This window comes from Paraburkholderia lebeckiae, assembly GCF_014201005.1.
Lineage (GTDB): Bacteria > Pseudomonadota > Gammaproteobacteria > Burkholderiales > Burkholderiaceae > Paraburkholderia > Paraburkholderia tuberum.
In genome coordinates, this window is record NZ_JACHDK010000055.1 from 1 (window position 1) to 5,210 (window position 5,210).

The 5,210-nt window shown below is 57.9% G+C and carries 4 protein-coding genes and 2 pseudogenes; 3 read left to right on the forward strand and 3 right to left on the reverse strand.

Annotated features, from left to right (window positions below; all coding sequences use genetic code 11):
• Positions 1-94 (forward strand): annotated as a pseudogene (locus HDG39_RS34170) (IS5/IS1182 family transposase); the annotation flags it as partial.
• Here the strand turns inward: HDG39_RS34170 and HDG39_RS34175 are convergent.
• Genes HDG39_RS34175 through HDG39_RS34185 form a run of 3 tightly spaced genes read right to left on the reverse strand, consistent with a single transcriptional unit; the run spans position 91 to position 3,145 of the window.
• Complete coding sequence (locus tag HDG39_RS34175) at positions 91-525, reverse strand: c-type cytochrome (protein ID WP_018422207.1); 435 nt, start codon at positions 523-525, stop codon at positions 91-93. The pseudogene HDG39_RS34170 and the gene HDG39_RS34175 sit on opposite strands and share 4 nt — an antisense overlap.
• Positions 525-2,483: an RICIN domain-containing protein gene (locus HDG39_RS34180; protein ID WP_184012653.1), complete on the reverse strand. Its 1,959-nt coding sequence runs from the start codon at positions 2,481-2,483 to the stop codon at positions 525-527. The genes HDG39_RS34175 and HDG39_RS34180 overlap by 1 nt, the downstream gene beginning before the upstream one ends.
• 17 nt (positions 2,484-2,500) lie before the next feature.
• Positions 2,501-3,145 carry an SCO family protein gene (locus tag HDG39_RS34185; protein WP_184012649.1) on the reverse strand — a complete coding sequence of 215 codons (645 nt, stop codon included), beginning with the start codon at positions 3,143-3,145 and terminating at the stop codon, positions 2,501-2,503.
• Positions 3,146-3,409: 264 nt separating this feature from the next.
• Here HDG39_RS34185 and HDG39_RS34190 point away from each other — a divergent pair, with 264 nt between their 5' ends.
• Together HDG39_RS34190 and HDG39_RS34785 are read left to right on the forward strand one after the other, a co-directional pair.
• Positions 3,410-3,637, forward strand: a complete 228-nt coding sequence (locus tag HDG39_RS34190; protein ID WP_184012651.1) for a hypothetical protein — start codon at positions 3,410-3,412, stop codon at positions 3,635-3,637.
• A gap of 1,378 nt (positions 3,638-5,015) precedes the next feature.
• Positions 5,016-5,210, forward strand: a pseudogene (locus HDG39_RS34785) (hypothetical protein); the annotation flags it as partial.

The following is a 5,210-nucleotide window of genomic DNA, read 5'->3' on the forward strand; positions in this document are numbered from 1 at the left end:
CTCCACCCGGTATGACAAGCTCGCTGACAGCTATCTCGTGTTCGCGTCCCTTGCCTGCTCGTTTGGGCCGCTTTTAAATGTGAACACGGCCTAGGGCTTCGTCACGAAATGCCAGAGCGCCGCACACTCGGTGTCGGATATCCGGTAGTGAGGCATGGCTTTGCGCAACATCACGTTGACTGGGTCGATGCCTTCCCTCAGCGCCCTGCAGAACGTTGCCTGATCGTAACTGCTCGCCGGACCGTCCCTTCGACTCTTCGCAGGAAACAGGTTGCCGGCGGTCAAGGGTGGTGCGAATGCGTCGCCCGAGCCGGTTTGCGAATGGCAGTTCGCGCAACGCGTGGTCGAGCCGGGCAACAGACGATCGTCGTCGCGCAATTGCGCCTCAACCGAATGCTGCCCGTTGAAGATCGAACACCCGAGATCGTTCGACTCACAAAGCGGCGCGCCATGCGCGACATACGTGATGTTCGCCAGCGCCAGCGCCAGTGCACGCGCCGCGGTTCGCCGTGACCGTAACGCCATCACTGGATCTGCACCGTGCGCGAAACGCTCGGCACGCCCTTCGCGTTCAGGCCAAACAGCATGTAGTAGCCAGGTACGACGACACCCGGATCGGAAGGAATATTGATCAGATATTCGCCCGCCGTTCCTACCGTGAAAGTCACGGGTACCCGCCGCTGCTCGTTGTTGACCGCGTGGGTCGACGAAGACATGCGCATCAACGCAAAGGCCGTGATGCCACTGCTGCCCGTTACGGCGATCGATGTGCCGAGCTGTGCCGTAGTGGGCGCGGCTGTGAGGGTCGGTCGTGTTGCCGCCGAGCCGTCCGCGTTGAGCAGGTACGGCGGCGTCAGTATTTCGAGGTTCGTATGGTTTGTCGAGCAGCTTCCGCACAGTCCACCGCCACCACTCAGTACGCGACCGTCCGACAACAGCAGTGCGATGCTGTGATAGTTACGCGGCACGGCTTGCGGCGGGAGCACCGAGAAAGTCTTGGTGGTAGGGTCCCACAACTCTGGCGCCAGCACGGCGGTGTCGTCCGAAAACGTTATCGGGAACGCCTCTCCACCTAGGACTACCACCTGACCGTTCGGCAAGACCACGCTGGTGTTGAAGGCGCGGCGGTAATTCATCGGCGTAAGCGTTTGAGTCACCGCGGTGCCGCTGCTGATGTCGATTAGCGTGGCGTCCGCAGTCGCGTTGGCATACTCGTAGCTCGGCGCACCGCCCACAGCCAGGATCTTGCCGACATCGTACATAACGGCGTTGCCGTTCATCGCATCGGTATCGCTGCCCCGGTTGCCGGCAGGCGTCACGCTGCCCGCGCCGGCGGTATCGAACCAGTGCATGGCAACGCTCGGACCGGCGTGGAAGACTCGCCCATTTGCCACCGCAAACAGCCATGCATGATTGTCGGAGCGGAAAATGCCAGCCGCGTCATTCGTGAGGATGTAGTCGGCGAGAATGGCGCTATTGAGCTGCCAACCCGTACTGGATGACCAGGTTTCGCCGGTCTTGCCGCCCTCGCCTCCGTTCCACGAGCCGCCCACCAGGAATACGTTGCCATTGCTCAACGTTACGCTGCCTTGGTAGGCGCGCGGAATATTCATTAGAGGACCTGACGACCATTTTCCGGTCGAAGCCGTGTAGAAACTCGTCGCGTCGCTGCTCGAGCCACCAGTGACGTAAATACGGCCATCCGGAAGATTGACGATGCCCGGGCAGAACATATCGTGGCCGGTATTCGTCACGAGAACCTGTTTGCTCGTGCCGGTAGTCGGGTTAAAGATTGCGGTGTATGTGTTGCCGGGGGTCACTTCGCCAGCCGTAAAGTCCAGCTTCTTGTCGGAGGACCACACTGCCACGGTGCCATCGGGCAGATTCGCCGCAGCTGCCGGCACGATCGACAGGTTATAGGGTGTAGTCCACTTCGCCGGCAATGTTTTCGCGGTCATGCCGCTGATCTGCCACGTCTGCGGAGCGGCTCCGCTGCAAGCCTGCTGCGTTATCTGCGAGCCCTGCGCCGTGAGGCTGGCAACAGCCAGACACAGGTGACTCTGCGATGCGACGATTGCAAAGCCGCCACCTTGCGGGATCAGCTGAAAGCTTTGATTCGCCTGGCCGTTGCAGGTCCACTGGTCCGCCCCAGCGCCGGCGTCCGTGCTGACACCGTAGATGTCGAGGCAAAGGTTGCTGTTGACGTTGACGAACTGATAAAGCCCGTTGTTCTGCGTCAATGTCCAGTGCTGGTTATTCCCGCCATTGCACGTCCACTCGATAACCGAGGCGCCAGGCGTCTTCGATTCGGCGTTCACGTCGGCGCACAAGGTCGTGCCGTTGACGGTGAGCGTGCTCGATGTCTGCGCGTCGGCAGCTGTGGAGAACATCGAAAGCGCCGCCATGAATGTGATCAGCAGCAGCGCTTGCACGCACCTGTCGAACAATTGCGAGAGGATCTTAAACGATCGGTTTTGTGACATAGCCTCAGTCCAGTAGGTTACACACGTCCTAATGCGCCCAGTACATCGCAAATTTGATCCGCGCGAGGTAGGTCGTCACTTCGCCAGCGCAACATGGCGTTCGCGTCGAAGCAGTAGATTTGGGTCGAGTGATCGGCAATGTTGCCGGGTGGCAGGGTGCTGCCCGAAAGCGCTCTGCGCATCCGGTCGACGTCCTGCAACGTCGGCGTGGCCGCCCGCCATTCGGGTCCGGCCTGGAAGCGCATGAGCCATGCGTGCAGCGCGGGCGGCGAGTCGGAAAGCGGATCGATTCCGATCGACACCAACTGAACGGGGTAGCGGTGCTGTAACTGCGATATCCGTTGCTGAACGGTGCTGAACAGTGCACCCTGCAAAGGACAAACTGAAGTGCATCCTGTGTAAATCGTCTGCAACGCAGTCACTTTCTGACGCAACAGGTCGGTTAGCAACTGTTTCTGGCCGCTTTGATCGACCACCCAGAAGTCGTCGAGACGAATGGGCGGTGTGACGAGTCCTACGCTTGCGTGCTGCGCGTATAGCGGAAAACAAACGCCGGCTAACGCCGCGGCCGATACGCCACGCAGCAGCGCGCGGCGCCTCGAACTTCGGACCGGCGCGCACGCACGCAACGCCGCGCGAGTCGGCGCCTGTTGATGGAACATGACTATGATCTCCCGCAACGTGTAATGGCCTGCAGAACCATTCGTCGCCATCTTTTATTGCGTGTTACCCGCGCGATAGTGCGCACGAGTCGCGCGACGGCTAGGTTCGCTTTCTAATGGCGAATCAATGGCATTTGGGAGCGTAGCAGGGAATCTTTCGGAAAATGACAGCGTCAGTCCCGCGACTTGCTCCGCTTTGTGAGGTCGGTCACATAACCATGAAACTTCAAATGCTGGGCGTTTTAAGTATCGGGACGGCAGTCCGTGATCGGGCAAATCAGAGAACTGCAGCTCTTGCCGAGCAAGGAAAACATCGGCAACGAGATTCGTCGTGAGGCGGCGCAAATGGCGAAGTCGCGAAAAATTGATTGCGCGCTCAAACTTGGCGGCAAGACGCGTCAGGCAGGCGGACCATGTCGGCCTGACCGAAGGGACTCGGCTGACCGTTACCGAACTGCCAAGCCCTGCTCCTACAACGAAGGCGTCGCCTAACAAGGCCTCAGCATCGGCACGATGGCAAGGCCGCGGTGGCGAATAGCAACCAGCGCCGGTGTTCCGGCGGCTTCGAGTTTCGCCGCGACCACGGCGAGCCATTGCGCGTGTTTCGCTGGCGACGATATGCAGGTTCCGCGCCCTTGGCTCCCGCCCGTCTCCTTGTTCCAAAGTACAAAGTCAAACCGTGGCAAAATTCGCATTCCGCGATTTATTTGATGCTGCGGGTGCGGCGCATATAAATACTCCGCGGCATTATCTTTCTTTCCAAAACCATACCAAATCATTTAATTAGCATTCAATTAGGTCACGAGCCATCCGATAAGAACCATACGTTGGCGGAAATTAAAGCGCCCTACCTGTCTAAAGGCGCCAGGTAACAATTTTGTAACGGTTCTCCTCGTGCTTTATGAATCTCGTACCCGGGCGTGAGAACGCCTCTGGACAAGCGTGGGAAGGGAGGATGGACGCGTTACCGTTGGGCTCACATAGCACAAATTTCGTTGTTACGCTTAGTTACGTCCGATATCGCGGTATTTGTTCCAATTCTGTATCATTCGTATTCATCAGATAAGTCATGGAAAACCTTGTCGATTTTATTCGATTGGCAAAACTTCGCAATTTGCGACGAATTACCGAATCTTCCGATCGAAAATGATGACAGCGGGTTTTCAGTAGGTCGCATTAAATCTGAAGATTAAACGCGATTAGTGTCCCGCGCGAGTGCGGCAGCGGGCAGCTCTTGACAAGCGCCGATCATTATTCAGTTGTACTTCGTGTTGTTGCGTATTTTTTCGTGGCGACGTCCTTATCACGCGAACGTTGTTCGTTTTAGCGGCCAGGGTCCATCGGCCTTGATAGACAGATGTCCTTCTTCAGCACACTCTCTCCAAGACTAAAACCGTCATTTCGTCGGCTTCCCCAGATCGCAAAAAGTGCTTCAGCGCTTGCATTTATCGCAGGAGTACTGAGCCTTGCAGGTTGTGGCGGTGAAACAAGCGATGATGGCAGCACCGCGTCCGTGACCGCCAACTCTCTCCCTGCCGACACAGTCGCGAACGCGGCTACAGATCCGTACAGCAACGGCGTAGTGCCCACCGACAATGGCTCTCCGCCGGTTCAGGCGAACGGTCAGCCTTATAACCGCGCCCTGGTGCAACGGGCGGGACAAGGCGATTGAACAGTTTCGCGACGATCGATACGAAACCCGCATATCCCGTGCAAGAGCATTTGCAATCGTGATGTCAGCGACCGTTGACTCACGCGTTTGACGTGTTCGCGTTACGTATGCCATCGCTTCAGAAACTGATGGTCATCGGCAAACGTAATTCCAACGTTCTCGGCCCATCTCCGGTCAGTAGCAATTTATAGCTAAGCCATGAAACTCAGACTCTACTCACTATTCGCCGTTTTAGCCCTGTTGTGCGGGCAATCGATGCCAGCGTTCTCCCAGACAAGTTCGACCGCCGCCACCGCCAAGCAACTCGCGGCGCTGCAGCCGCCGCCCACCGGAAGCGGAAACGACCGTTTCGCAATGGACGTGAACTGCAATCTCTGGAGTGCGGATCAGACG

What these genes read in the sequence shown, in the direction of transcription:
- HDG39_RS34185 (WP_184012649.1), bottom strand. Translation starts at nt 3,145, where the DNA reads ATGTTCCATCAACAGGCGCCGACTCGCGCGGCGTTGCGTGCGTGCGCG.
- HDG39_RS34175 (WP_018422207.1), bottom strand. Translation starts at nt 525, where the DNA reads ATGGCGTTACGGTCACGGCGAACCGCGGCGCGTGCACTGGCGCTGGCG.
- HDG39_RS34180 (WP_184012653.1), bottom strand. Translation starts at nt 2,483, where the DNA reads ATGTCACAAAACCGATCGTTTAAGATCCTCTCGCAATTGTTCGACAGG.